Here is a 14,982-nt window from a genome sequence, read left to right as displayed (position 1 = left end):
GCTGTATAGACAGGAACATACAAATGACTGCGAGCCAACACGACCAAGCCTCCCGCCCGCTGCTGACCTTGCAGCCGGGCCAAGTCACCCTGGCCGACCTGCGCCGCATCTACCGCGGCGAAGTGCGCGTGGCCATGGCCGATTCCGCCTGGGCCGGTGTGCGCGCCGCGCAGGCCACCGTGCAGGACATCATCGACGCCGACGCCGTGGTCTACGGCATTAACACCGGCTTCGGCAAGCTGGCGCAGACCCGCATCCCCAACGACAAGCTGGCGCAGCTGCAGCGCAACCTGGTGCTGTCGCACAGCGTCGGTACCGGTCCGGACCTGGCCGAGGATACGGTGCGCCTGATCCTGGCCACCAAGGCGGTCAGCCTGGCGCGCGGCCATTCCGGCGTGCGTCCGGAACTGATCGAGGCATTGCTGGCGCTGGTCAACCATGGTGTGACGCCGTGCATCCCGGCCAAGGGTTCGGTCGGTGCCTCGGGCGACCTGGCGCCGCTGGCGCATATGTCGTGCACGCTGATCGGCGTGGGCGACGTGCTGGTCGACGGCAAGCGCGTGCCGGCTGCCGAAGGCCTGGCCCGTGCCGGCCTGAAGGCATTCGAGCTGGGCCCGAAGGAAGGCCTGGCGCTGCTCAACGGCACCCAGGTGTCGACCGCGCTGGCGCTGGCTGGCCTGTTTGCCGCCGAGGACACCTTCGCCGCCGGGCTGGTGGCGGGCGCACTGTCGCTGGAAGCGATCAAGGGCTCGGTCAAGCCGTTCGACGCCCGCATCCATGAAGCCCGCGGCCAGGCCGGACAGATCGCCGTGGCCGGCGCCGTGCGCGCGATGCTGGACGGCAGCGAGATCGTCGATTCGCACAAGGCCTGCGGCCGCGTGCAGGACCCGTATTCGATCCGCTGCCAGCCGCAGGTGATGGGTGCTTGCCTGGACAACCTGCAGCACGCCGCGCGCATCCTGCAGATCGAGGCCAATGCCGCGTCGGACAACCCGCTGGTGTTCTCCGAGCAGGGCGACGTGGTCTCCGGCGGCAATTTCCACGCCGAGCCGGTGGCTTTCGCCGCCGACATCATTGCGCTGGCGATCGCCGAGATCGGTGCGATTTCCGAGCGCCGGCTGGCGCTGCTGCTCGATACCGGCCTGTCCGGCCTGCCGCCGTTCCTGGTGCGCGATGGCGGTTTGAATTCCGGCTTCATGATCGCGCAGGTGACCGCGGCCGCGCTGGCGTCGGAGAACAAGTCGCTGGCGCATCCGTCCAGCGTGGACAGCCTGCCGACCTCGGCCAATCAGGAGGACCATGTGTCGATGGCCACCTACGGCGCACGCCGGCTGGGCGACATGGCGGCCAACACCGCGGTGGTGGTCGGCATCGAGGCGATGGCCGCGGCACAGGGGATTGAATTCCACCGGCCGCTGAAGTCGTCGCCGCTGGTGGAGCAGGAACTGGCCCGCATTCGTGCGCGCGTAGATTTTGTGGAAGGCGACCGTTACCTGGCGCCGGATATCGAAGCGATGAAGCAGTGGGTGGTGCAGGGCGATGCGGGTGCGGGGTGGCCTGCGGCCGTGCGGGAGATTTTGCCGACCAACGCAAGTTGATACGCCGGCCCTCACCCCCGCCCCTCTCCCGCAAGCGGGAGAGGGGAGACACCAGACAGTGTTGGAGAGGCCAGCGGTTTGCTCCCCTCTCCCGCAGCGCGGGAGAGGGGCCGGGGGTGAGGGCCAGCGTATCCGAAAGCCGACGACGTACCAATCGCCACGACACCGATCTGATCGCGCCACCAGCGCCATCCAAAGGAGAACAACACATGAACGCTCCCGAATCCCAACCCCTCCAGCGCGGCCAGCGCGAAATCCGCGCCCCGCATGGCACCCAGCTGCACTGCAAGAACTGGCTGATCGAAGCCGCCTACCGCATGATCCAGAACAACCTGGACCCCGACGTGGCCGAGCGCCCGCAGGACCTGGTGGTGTACGGCGGGATCGGCAAGGCCGCGCGCAACTGGGAATGCTTCGACGCCATCCTCGACAGCCTGCGCCGCCTGGCTGAGGACGAATCGCTGCTGGTGCAGTCGGGCAAGCCGGTCGGCGTGTTCCGCACGCACCCGGACGCGCCGCGCGTGCTGATCGCCAACTCCAACCTGGTGCCGCACTGGGCCACGTGGAACAAGTTCAATGAACTGGACCGCGCCGGCCTGATGATGTACGGCCAGATGACCGCGGGCTCGTGGATCTACATCGGCACGCAGGGCATCGTGCAGGGCACGTACGAGACCTTTGTCGAAGCCGGCCGACAGCACTACGACGGCGACCTGTCGGGCAAATGGATCCTGACCGCCGGACTCGGCGGCATGGGCGGCGCGCAGCCGCTGGCCGGCGTGCTCGCGGGTGCCTGCGTGCTGGCGATCGAGTGCCAGGAATCGCGCATCGACTTCCGCATCCGCACGCGCTACCTCGACAAGAAGGCCACCACGCTGGACGAGGCGCTGGCGATGATCGCCGAGGCTACGCAGAAGAAGGAAGCGATCTCGGTGGGCCTGCTCGGCAACGCCGCCGACATCGTGCCGGAACTGGCCAGGCGCGCGCAGGGCGGCGGCATGCGTCCGCATATCGTTACCGACCAGACCTCGGCGCACGACCTCGTCAACGGCTACCTGCCGCAAGGCTGGACCGTCGAGCAGTGGGAACACGCGCGCAAGCACGATCCCAAGTCGGTGGAAGCGGCCGCGCGCCCGTCGATCGTCAAGCACGTGCAGGCCATGCTCGAATTCCAGAAGCTGGGCGTGCCGACGGTCGACTACGGCAACAACATCCGCCAGGTCGCGTTCGACGAAGGTGTGCAGAACGCCTTCGATTTCCCGGGCTTCGTGCCGGCCTATATCCGCCCGCTGTTCTGCCGCGGCAAGGGCCCATTCCGCTGGGTGGCGCTATCAGGGGATCCCGAGGATATCTACAAGACCGACGCCAAGATGAAGGAGCTGTTCCCCGAGGACAAGCACCTGCACCGCTGGCTCGACATGGCGCACGACCGCATTGCCTTCCAGGGCCTGCCGGCGCGTATCTGCTGGGTCGGCCTGGACGAGCGCCACCGCGCCGGCCTGGCCTTCAACGAGATGGTGAAGTCGGGCGAGCTGAAGGCGCCGGTGGTAATCGGCCGCGACCACCTGGATTGCGGCTCGGTGGCGTCGCCCAACCGCGAGACCGAAGCCATGCGCGACGGCTCGGATGCGGTCTCGGACTGGCCGCTGCTCAATGCGCTGCTGAACACGGCGGGTGGAGCAACGTGGGTCAGCCTGCACCATGGCGGCGGCGTCGGCATGGGTTTCTCACAGCATTCCGGCGTGGTGATCGTGTGCGATGGCACCGATGCCGCTGCCAAGCGCATCGAACGCGTACTGTGGAACGACCCGGCCACCGGCGTGATGCGCCATGCCGATGCGGGCTACGACATCGCCATCGAATGCGCGCACGAAAAGGGCCTGAACCTGCCGATGGTGAAGGGCGCATGAGCACCGTGGTGTCACAACACTTCACGCTCGCGGCCATCGACCCGACGCGCTGGAAGAATGGCGGCGGCAACACGCGCGAGATCGCGGTGTGGCCGCCGGGTGCGGGCATGGACGACTTCGTGTGGCGCCTGAGCGTGGCCGATATCGAAGCTGATGGCCCGTTCTCCGCCTTCCCCGGCATCGACCGCCAGATCGTGCTGCTGGACGGCGCGGGCGTGATGCTGCGCGCCGACGATGGCAGCTTCAGCCACCGGCTGGCCCAGCCGGGCGCACCCTTTGCATTCCCGGGCGACACCGGCCTGCAGGCCGCGCTGCTCGATGGCGCCACGCGCGACTTCAACGTGATGACGCGGCGTGGCCGCTGCCGCGCGCGCGTCGAAGCCTTCCGACAGGGGTTTGCCGTCAGCACCGGCGCCGATACCGTTTGCCTGCTTGCCGTGTCCGGCAGCTGGCTGGCGCAGGACGCGCAGCCGGCGGTCGCGCTCGACGCGGGGCAGGGCGTGCTGTATCCCGCCGGCGAACCAGCTGGCTGGCAAGCCTTTGCACCAGGTGCCGGCGACGCGCTGTGCCTGTGTGTCACGCTCGAAATGGAGTCCGACCAATGACGCTGCCTTCCGTACCTGGCGCCGCCCACGCCGCCCACGCTGCCAGCGCCGACGGTGTCTGGCACAACTGCCACCTGCTGCCCGATGCCGACCCGGCGCGTGCCATTCGCGATGCCGTGCTCGTGGTCGAACAAGGCCGGATCGCCTGGCTCGGGGCTGCCGCCGAATTGCCGCAGTCATGCCGCGACCTGCCGCGCCACGACGCCAACGGCGCATGGATCACGCCGGGGCTGGTCGATTGCCATACCCACCTGGTCTACGGCGGCCAGCGCGCCGACGAGTTCGCGATGCGGCTGGCCGGTGCCGGTTATGAGGAAATCGCGCGCGCCGGCGGCGGCATCGTCTCGACCGTGCGCGCCACCCGCGCCGCCGACGAAGACACGCTGTTCGCGCAGGCCGCCGCGCGCCTGCGACCGCTGCTCGCCGAAGGCGTGACCGCCATCGAGATCAAGTCCGGCTACGGCCTCAGCCTGGAAGCCGAGCGCAAGCAACTGCGCGTGGCGCGCCGGCTGGGCGAGCAGTTCGGCGTGTCGGTGCACACCACCTTCCTCGGTGCGCACGCGCTGCCGCCCGAATACGCGGGACGCGCCGACGACTACATCGACCTGGTATGCGGCACCATGCTGCCGGCGCTGGCCGAAGAAGGGCTGGTCGACGCCGTCGATGCCTTCTGCGAATCGATCGGCTTCTCGATCGCGCAGACGGAACGCGTTTTCGATGCCGCCGCGCGCCACGGCCTGCGGGTCAAGCTGCACGCCGAGCAGCTCAGCAACCTCGGCGGCGCGGCGCTGGCGGCACGCCATCGCGCGCTGTCGGCGGACCATCTCGAGCATCTCGACGAGGCCGGCGTTGCCGCGATGGCCGAAGCCGGCACGGTCGCGGTGCTGCTGCCTGGCGCCTACTATTTCCTGCGCGATACCAACCTGCCGCCGATCGCGCTGCTGCGCCAGTACGGCGTGCCGATGGCGATCTCGACCGATCACAACCCCGGCACGTCGCCGGTGACGTCGCTGCTGCTGATGATGAATATGGCCTGCACGCTGTTCCGCCTGACGGTGCCCGAAGCGCTGGCCGGCGTGACCCTGCATGCGGCGCGCGCGCTGGGCGCACCGGATCGCCACGGCAAGCTGGAAGCGGGGCGGGTGGCCGACTTCGTGCTGTGGCGCGTCGATTCGCCGGCGGAGCTGGCGTACTGGTTCGGCCGCAATCCCGCCGCGATGGTCGTGCGGCAGGGGCGCGTATATCCGGCACAAGCGGAGGCACAGCCATGAGCGCATCGCAGCTGTTCGCAGACTGGGCCCTGCTGCCCGAAGGCTGGGCGCGCGATGTGCTGCTCGCCTGGGACGAGTCGGGCCGGCTGACCACCGTGCAGACCGGTGCCGCCGCAAGTGCCGACGTGCCGCGCGCCGCGGGCCCGGTGCTGCCGGGCATGCCCAACCTGCATTCGCATGCATTCCAGCGTGGCTTTGCCGGCCTGACCGAATACCGCAGCCGAGCGCAGGGCGACAATCCCGCCGGCGCCGATTCGTTCTGGAGCTGGCGCACACTAATGTACCGCTTCGCGCAGCGGATCTCGCCCGACACGCTGGAAGCCATCGCCACCCAGCTCTATATCGAGATGCTGCGCGCGGGCTATACCAGCGTGTGCGAGTTCCACTACGTCCACCACGATGCCAACGGCAAGCCTTATGCCGACGCCGCCGAGATGTCGCTGCGGCTGTTGCGCGCGGCGCAGCGCACCGGCATCGGCATGACGCTGTTGCCGGTGCTGTACCAGACCGCCGGCTTCGGCGGCAAGCCGCCGCTGTCAGAGCAGCGCCGCTTCCTGCACGACACCGACGCCATGCTGCGGCTGCTGGAGCGGCTGTCGCCCGTGTGCGCGCAAGCCGGCGCGCGCCTCGGGATGGCGCCGCATTCGCTGCGCGCGGTGCCCGAAGACAGCCTGCTGCATGCGCTGGCGGGGCTGAAGGCGATCGATGCGCAGGCGCCGGTCCATATCCATATCGCCGAGCAGCAGCGCGAAGTCGACGACTGCATCGCCTGGTCCGGCACGCGCCCGGTGACATGGCTGTTCGATCATGTCGACGTCGACGCGCGCTGGTGCCTGGTGCACGCGACGCACATGGACTGGGACGAACGCCGGCGCCTCGCGCATAGCGGCGCCGTGGCCGGCATCTGCGCGACCACCGAAGCGAACCTCGGCGACGGCGTGTTCGAGGCGGCGCCTTACCTCGCGCAGCATGGCGCCTGGGGCATCGGCTCGGACAGCCATGCCAGCGTCAGCGTGGCGGAGGAGTTGCGCCTGTTCGAGTACGGCCAGCGGCTGGGCCTGCAGCAGCGCAACGTGCTGGCCTCGGATACCCACCTGCAGGTGGCCGACCGCCTCTATCTCGAAGCGGTGGCGGGGGGCGCACGCGCCAGCGGCCGCGACGTAACCGGGCTCGCGCCTGGCCAGCAGGCGGATTTCGTGGTGCTGGACGGTGCGCACCCGACGCTGGCCGGTCTCGACGGCGCGCAGGCGCTGGCCACCCACGTGTTCGCGAACCACGGTCATGAGACACTAGCGGAGGTCCGCACCGGCGGCCGCAGCCGCGTGCAGCATGGCGCGCATGCGCTGCAGGGCGAAGCGGCACGGCAGTTCATCGCCGCCCGCGCGAGCCTGCTGGCCGACTGATACGCGACCAAATACGCGACAAATTCGGGCACCGCCCAACGCATTGCAAAGAACATGTCCTTCTCCACCGATATCCCCGCCTTCACCCTGCATCGCGGCACGCGCCCGCTGCTGGTATCGATGCCGCACGTCGGCACGCACCTGCCGGCCTCGGTCTCGCAGCGGCTCACCGCCGAGGCCCGCACCGTGCCCGACACCGACTGGCACCTGGAACGCCTGTACGGTTTTGCCCGCGAGCTGGGCGCCTCGGTGCTGGTTGCCACGCATTCGCGCTACGTGGTCGACCTGAACCGTCCGCCCGACAACGCCAACCTGTACCCCGGCCAGGACACCACCGGACTGTGCCCGGTCGATACCTTCGACAAGACGGCGCTGTACGCCGATGGCAGCAACGGCCCCGACGACGCGGAAATCGCTGCGCGCCGCGACGCGATCTGGCGCCCGTACCATGAGGCGCTGGCAGCGGAACTGGCGCGCCTGAAGGCAGAGCACGGCACGGTCGCGCTGTGGGACGCGCATTCGATCCGCTCGCTGCTGCCGCGCTTCTTCGAAGGCAAGCTGCCGGATTTCAACCTCGGTACGGCCAATGGCGAGAGCTGCGACGCGGGACTGGCGAACCAGCTGCTCGACCTGGCGAGCGCGGTGCCCGGCCATACCGCGGTGCTCAACGGGCGCTTCAAGGGTGGCTATATCACGCGCCAGTATGGCAAGCCGCAGGATGGCGTGCATGCGGTGCAGCTCGAGTTGTCGCAGTGTGCGTATATGAGCGAGACGTATCCGTTCGCCTATGACGAGGCGCGCTCGGCGGGGCTGCAGCCGGCGCTGCAAGGCCTGCTGGCCACTGTGCTCGCGTTCGTCGAATCGCGCTAAGGCGCCAGGCGGGGCGCGGCGGCATATAAAAAAGGCCCGGCATCATGCCGGGCCCCAGCGCACGCCAACGAAGGCTTACTTCTTCACGACGTTCTTGTTCGCCTTGCTCCCCGTCGCTGCGTTGTACTTCTCCACATACTCTTCGAACAGCTTGCGGATCGCGCGGCCGATCTTGGCGTAGTCAGCTTCATTGAGGTTGGCCAGCGAAACCCGGCCAGAGGGATGCCGCGTACCGAACCCGCGGCCCGGCAGCAACACCACGCCAGCCTCGTCGGCCAGCTCGAACAGCAGTTCGTTGGGCTCGACCGCCTCCATCACCCATTTGACGAACTCCGGCCCGATCGCCTTGCCGCCGAGCTGTTCGATATCGAGCAGCGTGTAGTAGTCGACCGCGTTCGGGTCATCGCTCTCCGGAGCAATGCCAATCTCCCGGTACAACGCGGCCTTGCGGCTGCGGATCAGCCGCTTCATCGCGTTCTTGTAGTTGTCCGGCGTATCCATCAGCGAGAACAGGGAGAACAGCACCATCTGCACCTGCTGCGGCGTCGACAGCCCAGCCGTGTGGTTCAGCGCCACGGTGCGGCTGTCCGCCACCAGGCGGTCAATGAACTTGAGCTTCTGCGGCTCGGTCGTGATCGAGCTGTAGCGCTTGTTCAGCTGATCGCGCTGCGCCTGCGGCAGTTCGGCGATCTGCTGGTCGAAGATGTTGTCGCGGTGCGTGGCGATCACGCCCAGGCGCCATCCGGTCGCGCCGAAGTACTTGGAGAACGAATACACCAGGATGGTGTTCTTCGGGCACATTGCGAACAGCGAGACAAAGTTGTCGGCAAAGGTGCCGTAGACGTCGTCGGTCAGGATGATCAGGTCGGGGCGCTCTTCGATGATCGATGCCAGGTATTCCAGGCTTTCGTCGCTCATGCGCACCGATGGCGGATTGCTCGGGTTGACCAGGAAGAAGGCCTTGACCTTGGGGTCGCGCAGCTTGTCCAGTTCCTTGTTCGAGTATTGCCAGCGCGACTCGGGATCGGCGTCGACGGACAGCTCTACCAGCTGGTAGTCGTTCAGTTCGGGGATCTCGATATACGGCGTGAAGATCGGCATGCCGAGCGCGATGGTGTCGCCGGCCTTGAGCAGGTGGTTCTCGCGGATGGTGTTGAACAGGTACGTCATCGCCGCGGTGCCGCCCTCGACCGCGAACAGGTCGAACTCGCCGATGAACGGATGGTTGCCGATCATCTCCTTGCGGATGTACTGGCCGACGATGGTCTCGGACAGCTTCAGCATGCGGTCCGGCACCGGATAGTTGCAGGCGAGGATGCCTTCACACATTTCGTAGAGGAAGTCGCCGGCGTTCAGGCCCAGCTGGTCGCGCACGTACGACACCGCACCGGCCAGGAACATAACGCCCGGGGTGTCGGCGAACTCGCGCGCGAACAGGTCGAAGCGCTCCTCGATGCCATCGCGGCGCGGAAAGCCGCCCACGCCTTCGGGCATGTAAGAGAACGAACGCTCCGATTCGCGCATGGCGAACAGGCCCAGCTGCCAGAAGCCGTGGCGCGGCACGGTGGCAAGGAAGTTGGGATTGCCGCGGCCGGCGTTGAGCATCAGGCGTTCGGCGTCGCTGCTGGCAAGCTTGATCAGCTCGTCCTTCAGCTCGAACGGGGAGAGACTGGCCAGCTTGGAAATGTCGACTTTACTCATGGCTTGCTCCTGTGTAGACGCTTGTCGGATTGAGCTGGCGGACCGGGGTGCCAGGCAGCGGCCCGCGCAGCGTGAAGAGTCAGGGAAGGGCTATACGAGGCCCACCACCAGCGGCCCCAGCAGGGTCAGCAGCACGTTGGCGAGGGCGTAGGTGATGGCGAAGGGAACGGTCGGCACCGGGCTTTCGGCCTTGTCGAGGATGCCGCCGAAGGCCGGGTTGGCACTGCGCGAGCCGGACAGCGCGCCCGCCAGCAGCGCGGCGTTGTCATACTTGAGCACGTAGCGGCCGAACAGCATCGTCAGGAACAGCGGCAGCAGCGTCACCACCGCGCCCAGAATGAAGATGGTCAGCCCGCTCTGGCGCAGGGTGGACACGGCCTGCAGGCCCGAGTTGATGCCGACGATGGCGACGAACGCGGCCAGCCCAAAGTCCTTCAGCAGCTGGCACGCGGCGGTCGGCATGGCGCCGAACATCTTGTGCTTGGACCGCGCCCAGCCGAACACCAGGCCCGACAGCAGCGCGCCGCCGCCCGCGCCGAGCGTCAGCGGGATCGAGCCGATGCGCCAGACCAGCAGGCCGATCAGCAGGCCCACCAGCACGCCGGCGCCGAAGTAGACGAAGTCCGTCTTCTCGCTGGGCACCAGCTCGTAGCCGGCCATCTCAACCGCGCGTTTGGTATCGGCGGGGGTGCCATACAGCGTGATGATGTCGCCATGCTGCAGCTTCAGTTCGGGCAGCAGCGGCAGCGGGTGGTCATAGCGCTCGATACGCTCGATATAGACGCCGTGGCGCATGTCGCGCCCGACCATGTCGACGATCTCGGCCACGGTCTTGTTGTTCATACCCTTGGCGGTGAACACCACGTTGCGCGACTGCATGACCACGCCCATGCCTTCGGCGTCGGCCACTTCCTCCCCGATCTGTGCCGCCGCCGGCACCATCGCGTCGCGGCGGCCGACCAGCAGCACCAGGTCATCGTGCTGCAGCACCAGGTCCTGCGTGACTTCGATCTGCTTGCCGCCGCGCTGCACCCGTTCGACCGTCACCAGGTCCTCGCCGCCGATCTCCACTTGCGAGACGGTCTTGCCACTGGCGTCGTTCACGCGGAACAGCCGGCCCACCAGGCGCGGCAGCGCACCGCGCTGGCCCGGGCCGAACTGCGGCAGGCCGCCGTGCAGCTGCGCCTCGACCTTCTTGGCGTCGGTCTTCAGGTCCGACTTCATGAAGCGCGGCAGGATGTTCACGCAGACAATGATCGCGCCCAGCGAGCCGAACACGTAGGTCACGGCGTAGCCGATCGCCACGTTGGCCTGCAGCGTCTTGACCTGGTCGGGCGGCAGGCCCAGCTTGGTGATGGCGTCACCCGCCGTGCCGATGATCGCCGACTGCGTCATGCCGCCGGCGGCCAGCCCCGCGGCCAGGCCCTTGTCGAGATGGAACAGCTTGGCCAGCACCACCACCGTGACCAGCCCGCACACCGCCATGAAGACCGCCATGGCGATCTCGCGCAGCGAGCTGCGGTTCAGGGAGTTGAAGAACTGCGGGCCGCTCTCATAGCCGACCGCGTAGATAAAGACCGCAAACATCACGGCCTTGACACCATTGTCGATTTCGACGCCGAACTGGCTGATCACCACCGCGGCGAGCAGCGAGCCCGCCACGCCGCCGAGCTGGAAGCGCCCGAAAGTAATCTTGCCGATGGCGTAGCCGACCGCCAGGGAAAGGAAGAGCGCCGATTCGGGCGACTTCTGGAAAATGTCATGCAACCATTCCATCGAAGGCTCCTGAGACGAATGATGCGGGTTGGGAGAGGCGTTGCATCGTCTGGGGGTGGTGTTGGGTAAGCGGTGTACGCGCAGGCATTGGTCCGGCTAGCGCGCCAGCGCGCCGGACATGGCCACCGCTATGGGCCCCAGCAGCGGCAGCAGCACGTTGGAAATGGCGTAAGTGATGGTGTAGCCGATCACCGGCGTGCCGTTGCCGGCGGCGTTGGTGAGCGCCATGATGGTCGGCGTGCTGCAGTGCTGGCCGGCGACCGCGCCGAGCAGGATCGGGGTTTCCAGCTTGAGCCACCAGTGGCCGATCGCAAGCGAGATCGCCGCGGGCACCACCGAGACCAGAATGCCGGCCACCGGCAGGATCAAGCCGTATTCGCGCACCAGCGTGACCGCGTCCGGCCCGGCCGACAGGCCCACCGCGGCAATGAACGTGGCCAGCCCGAAGTCCTTGAGGATCTCCGCCGCCGGCGACGGCAGCGAGCCCAGCACCGGGGCGCGCGCACGCAGCCAGCCGAAGATCAGTCCCGATACCAGGCAGCCGCCGCCGGTGCCCAGTGTCAGGTCGGCCTGGCCCACCTTCACGCTGAGCGCGCCGAGCAGCATGCCCAGCAGCACGCCGACGCCGAGGAACACGAAATCTGTCTTGACCGTCGGCGTGACCAGGTAGCCAAGCTCCGGCACCACGCGCTGCACGGCTTCCTGCGGCCCGCTCAGCGTCAGCACGTCGCCCCGGCGCAGCACGGTGCTGGCAAGCGTTGGAATGCGATGCTCCATGCGCGTGATGCGCTGGATGTAGACGCCGCGCGCCAGCCCGACGTCGGCCACCTGGCGCAGCCGCGCCAGCGACAGGCCTGCGACTTCCTTGCGGGTGAGCAGAACGTCCTGCTCGGCCTGCACGGCATCCATGCCGGGTTCGTCGGGCAACTCGGTGCCCACGTTGCGGGCGAAGTCGACCATCGCGTCGCGCCGGCCCACGGCCAGGATCACGTCGCCGTCGCGCAGGATTTCGGCTGGCGCCGGCCGGAAGGTGTCGCCGCCGCGGCGGATGCGGCGAATGGTGACGCCAAGCTGCACGGTCCGTTCGGCATCGAGGACGGTCTTGCCCACGATCCGTTCGACCCGCAGCAGGCGGCCCACCAGCAGCGGCAGCGCGCTGCGCTGGCCGTCGCCCATGTCGTTCTCGCCGCCAAGCTTTTGCCACAGCTGTGCGGCCGATTCGCGCAGGTTCACCCGCAGCAGCCATGGCGCGAGCTGGCTGGTGAACAGCACGATCGACACCAGCCCGAACAGGTAAGTCACGCTGTACGCGGTGACGATATTGGTCTGCAGCACGCGCACCTGCTCAGCCGGGATGCCGAGCCGCGCGATCGCTTCGGAAGCGGTGCCGATCACCGCCGATTCGGTGGCGGCACCGGCCAGCAATCCCGCCGCCGTGCCCTGGTCCAGCCGCAGCAGCGGCACCGCGATGGCCAGCAGCGCCAGCAGCACGAACACTTCCACCAGCGACAGCAGGCCGATGCGCCATTCGCGCCCGACATTGGCAAAGAACTGCGGACCGCCGGTAAAGCCCAGCGCAAAGATGAACACGGCAAAGGCCACGTTCTTGACATCGTCGTCGAGCTTCGCGCCGGACTGCCCGATCACCAGCGCGGCGATCAGCGTCCCGCAGATGCCGCCAAGCTGGAACGGGCCGAAGCGAATCGCACCGATCGCATGGCCAACCGCGAGCGCAAGGAACAGTGCGATTTCTGGCTGCCCTGCGAGCAGGGCGGAGAGCATTTCCATGGCGCGGCGGCGTGTCCTCGGGGCGGGAAAGACAATGACTGCGATGCCACGCGTGCCGCCGCGCACTCACTGTGCCGGGGCCGGTGCCGCATCTGCAGCGCGCGACTGCATCGACTGGCAAATGCAGCGTGAGGCATTATCCCCGCCGGTTTCGGGCCGGCATATTGAAAGCTTTCTTGACTGAATTAAACGCTGTCAACATTCCGCGCGCGGGCATTGCGCACCAGGAATGCGCGCGGGAATGCGCATGACGCGTGTGATGTCTGGAGAGGGAAACACTGGGTGCGGCCGCGTCCCCCGAACGGGGGCGGCGGCGCAAAAGAATGCGGCGCGCTCAGCGCCCGCCGGCCAGGCGATCCTCGATATGCTTGGCACGCTCCAACGAACCGGGGTGCGTGCTGAGCATGCTCGACTGGCCGCCGTCAAGCTGCGACATCTTGCGGAACGCCGACGCCAGCGCTTGCCGGTTGGCGCCGTTCTTTGTCAGCAGGTTGAAGGAGTAATCGTCCGCGGCGGTTTCCTGGCGCTGCGAGAACTGCGCATTGACGAACGTCTCCGCCAGATCCCCGATCTGCGACGACGACAGCGCGGTCAGCGAAGCAATGCCGGTAGATCCCAGCAGGCCGCGCGCAGCGGCGGTGGTGTAGGCCACCTGCATCGCCGCCTTGGTGTGGCCCAGCGCCACATGGCCGATCTCGTGTCCGACCACGCCGCGCACCTCGTCGTCGCTGAGGAAGTCCATCAGCCCGCTGTACACGCGCACGCACCCGTTGGCCATGGCCCACGCATTGATGTCCTTGGTCACGTAGACCTTGGCATTGAGCGGCAGCCCGGTGTTGCCCAGCCCGCTCATCACGTTCGCGAGCCGCTTGGCGTAGGTGCTGTCGGGCGGGGCAATGGTGTTCTTCTGGTCCATTTCCGCGCACGACTGGTCGGACAGCGTCTTGACGTTGGTGTCCGACAGCGTGGCCGCGGTGAACAGGCTGCCGCCGGCCTGGGTCAGGTTTTCCACATTGGCGCCGGCGCAGCCGGCCAGCAGGGTGGCGCAGGCGAGGGCGGGAAGGGTCAGTCGGCTCATGGTGGCTCCGGTGACAGGATGGCAATGCCATAGCATAGGAAGCCAGTCGCATGGAGACCAGTGGGCGCTGTCCGACACACTTTCAATCTTCAGCCGTAAGGAATCGCGGGTATAAGCGACGTGACGGAATCAGCCTGTGATGTAGAGATAATTTCGTACGTACAAAAATACCGTTGCCTGTTCCTAATATTCGTAAGTACAATTAATACCGTGATCATTGAATTCGATCCCGCCAAGCGAGACAGGACCCTAGGCGAGCGCGGACTCGATTTTGCGCGGGCTGCTGAGGTCTTCGCAGGTATCCATTTCACTGGCGAAGACACGCGGGAACGCTATCCAGAGCCCCGCTATATCACTGTCGGGACCTTGGATGGCCGTATGGTCGTGATGGTATGGACGACGCGCGGCGAGGCACGCCGCATCATCAGCATGAGGAAAGCCAATGAACGGGAACAAGCGCGATATGTCCACTACCTGGGTTGATCCGGATGATGCACCGGAGCTGACAGACGAGTTTTTCAAGCAGGCCGACTTGCTGAAGGGCGACAAGCTGGTCAAGCGAGGGCGCGGCCGTCCGCGCGGTACCACGAAGACGGCTACCACTGTGCGTCTCGATGACGATGTCCTGGAAGCCCTGAAGGCGAGCGGGCCACGTTGGCAAACTCGCCTCAATGTATTGGTTCGCGATTGGCTGAAAACGCACAGGCTCGACGAAATCGAGGTCTGAAGATGAGCCGCAGTCGCAGGAAAAAGGACATGCGCAAGTAACGAAGCGGCCTGACGAATCGCCGCCCCATGGGGCGCCTGGCCTTGAAGGGATCTGGTGCCGGGGTCGGACTCGAACAAGCTTGGAAAGGCCAGGTAGTAAGGCGGGCGCTTTAGATTTCTTGGGTTATGTACCCCTAAATGTACCCCCAGAAGCGTAACACTGCACCGTGAAAGGCATGTTTCGGTGCCTCAGTCTTCGCGATTGCACTACTCG

12 protein-coding genes are annotated in these 14,982 nt (G+C 66.9%); 8 read left to right on the top strand and 4 right to left on the bottom strand.

The window, feature by feature from the left end:
- The first annotated feature begins 23 nt into the window (after positions 1 to 23).
- The 6 genes from hutH (at position 24) to hutG (ending at position 7,657) form a co-directional block, all read left to right on the top strand.
- Positions 24 to 1,598, top strand: a complete 1,575-nt coding sequence (gene hutH / locus VSR71_RS03620; protein ID WP_342912545.1) for a histidine ammonia-lyase — start codon at positions 24 to 26, stop codon at positions 1,596 to 1,598.
- 209 nt (positions 1,599 to 1,807) lie between these two features.
- Positions 1,808 to 3,508 carry a urocanate hydratase gene (gene hutU / locus VSR71_RS03615; protein WP_342912544.1) on the top strand — a complete coding sequence of 567 codons (1,701 nt, stop codon included), beginning with the start codon at positions 1,808 to 1,810 and terminating at the stop codon, positions 3,506 to 3,508.
- Positions 3,505 to 4,113: a HutD family protein gene (locus VSR71_RS03610; RefSeq protein WP_342912543.1), complete on the top strand. Its 609-nt coding sequence runs from the start codon at positions 3,505 to 3,507 to the stop codon at positions 4,111 to 4,113. Before hutU ends, VSR71_RS03610 begins: the two co-directional genes overlap by 4 nt.
- Entirely contained in the window at positions 4,110 to 5,384 is a 1,275-nt protein-coding gene (hutI, locus tag VSR71_RS03605) for an imidazolonepropionase (protein WP_342912542.1), read from the top strand. The genes VSR71_RS03610 and hutI overlap by 4 nt, the downstream gene beginning before the upstream one ends.
- Positions 5,381 to 6,787 (top strand): formimidoylglutamate deiminase, encoded by a 1,407-nt coding sequence (locus tag VSR71_RS03600; RefSeq protein WP_342912541.1) that lies wholly within the window; start codon positions 5,381 to 5,383, stop codon positions 6,785 to 6,787. Before hutI ends, VSR71_RS03600 begins: the two co-directional genes overlap by 4 nt.
- A gap of 54 nt (positions 6,788 to 6,841) precedes the next feature.
- Positions 6,842 to 7,657 carry an N-formylglutamate deformylase gene (gene hutG / locus VSR71_RS03595; RefSeq protein ID WP_342912540.1) on the top strand — a complete coding sequence of 272 codons (816 nt, stop codon included), beginning with the start codon at positions 6,842 to 6,844 and terminating at the stop codon, positions 7,655 to 7,657.
- A gap of 75 nt (positions 7,658 to 7,732) precedes the next feature.
- Here the strand turns inward: hutG and VSR71_RS03590 are convergent, their stop codons facing one another.
- From VSR71_RS03590 to VSR71_RS03575, 4 genes are all read right to left on the bottom strand, one after another.
- Positions 7,733 to 9,358, bottom strand: a complete 1,626-nt coding sequence (locus tag VSR71_RS03590) for a bifunctional aspartate transaminase/aspartate 4-decarboxylase (RefSeq protein WP_342912539.1) — start codon at positions 9,356 to 9,358, stop codon at positions 7,733 to 7,735.
- Positions 9,359 to 9,448: 90 nt separating this feature from the next.
- The gene (aspT, locus tag VSR71_RS03585) at positions 9,449 to 11,134 is read right to left on the bottom strand and encodes an aspartate-alanine antiporter (RefSeq protein WP_342912538.1); all 1,686 of its coding nucleotides are present in this window, start codon (positions 11,132 to 11,134) and stop codon (positions 9,449 to 9,451) included.
- Between the two features lie 96 nt (positions 11,135 to 11,230).
- A complete protein-coding gene (aspT, locus tag VSR71_RS03580) occupies positions 11,231 to 12,916 on the bottom strand; it encodes an aspartate-alanine antiporter (protein WP_342912682.1) in 1,686 nt (561 codons plus the stop codon).
- A 340-nt stretch (positions 12,917 to 13,256) separates the two neighbouring features.
- Complete coding sequence (locus VSR71_RS03575) at positions 13,257 to 14,000, bottom strand: M48 family metallopeptidase (RefSeq protein WP_063240163.1); 744 nt, start codon at positions 13,998 to 14,000, stop codon at positions 13,257 to 13,259.
- A gap of 210 nt (positions 14,001 to 14,210) precedes the next feature.
- On the opposite strand from VSR71_RS03575, the gene VSR71_RS03570 reads away from it, so the two are divergent.
- Positions 14,211 to 14,483 carry a BrnT family toxin gene (locus VSR71_RS03570; RefSeq protein WP_342912537.1) on the top strand — a complete coding sequence of 91 codons (273 nt, stop codon included), beginning with the start codon at positions 14,211 to 14,213 and terminating at the stop codon, positions 14,481 to 14,483.
- Complete coding sequence (locus tag VSR71_RS03565) at positions 14,443 to 14,727, top strand: BrnA antitoxin family protein (RefSeq protein ID WP_342912536.1); 285 nt, start codon at positions 14,443 to 14,445, stop codon at positions 14,725 to 14,727. The genes VSR71_RS03570 and VSR71_RS03565 overlap by 41 nt, the downstream gene beginning before the upstream one ends.
- Positions 14,728 to 14,982: the final 255 nt, after the last annotated feature.

Origin of the sequence: Cupriavidus oxalaticus (genome assembly GCF_038900635.1) — a bacterium.
In the GTDB taxonomy this organism is placed as follows: Bacteria; Pseudomonadota; Gammaproteobacteria; order Burkholderiales; family Burkholderiaceae; genus Cupriavidus; species Cupriavidus oxalaticus_B.
Note: the sequence above shows the minus strand (reverse complement) of the source record. Positions and strands in the feature narration are given on the sequence as shown.

Bases quoted from the DNA above. Each gene is read 5' to 3' on its own strand.
- hutH (WP_342912545.1), top strand. From the start codon at position 24: ATGACTGCGAGCCAACACGACCAAGCCTCCCGCCCGCTGCTGACCTTG.
- hutU (WP_342912544.1), top strand. From the start codon at position 1,808: ATGAACGCTCCCGAATCCCAACCCCTCCAGCGCGGCCAGCGCGAAATC.
- VSR71_RS03610 (WP_342912543.1), top strand. From the start codon at position 3,505: ATGAGCACCGTGGTGTCACAACACTTCACGCTCGCGGCCATCGACCCG.
- hutI (WP_342912542.1), top strand. From the start codon at position 4,110: ATGACGCTGCCTTCCGTACCTGGCGCCGCCCACGCCGCCCACGCTGCC.
- VSR71_RS03600 (WP_342912541.1), top strand. From the start codon at position 5,381: ATGAGCGCATCGCAGCTGTTCGCAGACTGGGCCCTGCTGCCCGAAGGC.
- hutG (WP_342912540.1), top strand. From the start codon at position 6,842: ATGTCCTTCTCCACCGATATCCCCGCCTTCACCCTGCATCGCGGCACG.
- VSR71_RS03590 (WP_342912539.1), bottom strand. From the start codon at position 9,358: ATGAGTAAAGTCGACATTTCCAAGCTGGCCAGTCTCTCCCCGTTCGAG.
- aspT (WP_342912538.1), bottom strand. From the start codon at position 11,134: ATGGAATGGTTGCATGACATTTTCCAGAAGTCGCCCGAATCGGCGCTC.
- aspT (WP_342912682.1), bottom strand. From the start codon at position 12,916: ATGCTCTCCGCCCTGCTCGCAGGGCAGCCAGAAATCGCACTGTTCCTT.
- VSR71_RS03575 (WP_063240163.1), bottom strand. From the start codon at position 14,000: ATGAGCCGACTGACCCTTCCCGCCCTCGCCTGCGCCACCCTGCTGGCC.
- VSR71_RS03565 (WP_342912536.1), top strand. From the start codon at position 14,443: ATGAACGGGAACAAGCGCGATATGTCCACTACCTGGGTTGATCCGGAT.